Consider the following 639-nt stretch of genomic DNA (forward strand, 5'->3'; position numbering starts at 1 on the left):
CGAAGAAGGCCTCGGTGACCAGGTCGCGGCCGGCGACCTTCAGCGTGGTGGCCAGTGTGCGGGCGTTGTGATGGACCTGCTCCGCGATTGCCTTCAGGCCATCGGGGCCATGGTAAACGGCGTAGAACGAGGAGACGATGGCCAGCAGCGCCTGCGCGGTACAGATATTGGACGTGGCCTTCTCACGGCGGATGTGCTGCTCACGGGTCTGCAGCGCCAAACGGTACGCCGGGACACCGGCGTCATCCTTGGACACCCCGACCAGGCGGCCCGGCATGGACCGCTCCAGGCCCTTCGCGACCGCCATATACGCCGCGTGCGGGCCGCCGAAGAACAACGGCACCCCAAAACGCTGCGTCGAACCGACCGCGATGTCCGCGCCCTGCTCCCCCGGAGGGGTGATCAGCGTCAACGCCAACAGATCAGCAGCGACCGTCACGAGCGCGCCGCGCTCCTTCGCAGCCGCGATCACTGCGGCGTGGTCGAAGACCCGGCCGGAAACGCCCGGCTGCTGGAGCACCACACCGTTGATAACACCGTCCGGCAGGCCCTTCGACAGGTCAGCGACCACCACCTCAAACCCCAGGGCCTCGGCGCGGCCCTTCACGATCGCGATGGTCTGCGGCAGGCAATCCCCAT

1 pseudogene is annotated in these 639 nt (G+C 67.8%); it reads right to left on the reverse strand.

Annotated features, from left to right (window positions below):
* Positions 1-639, reverse strand: a pseudogene (locus tag QK290_RS18535) (glycine dehydrogenase (aminomethyl-transferring)); the annotation flags it as partial.

It is taken from the genome of Pseudarthrobacter sp. AL07 (assembly GCF_029960665.1).
In the GTDB taxonomy this organism is placed as follows: domain Bacteria; phylum Actinomycetota; class Actinomycetes; order Actinomycetales; family Micrococcaceae; genus Arthrobacter.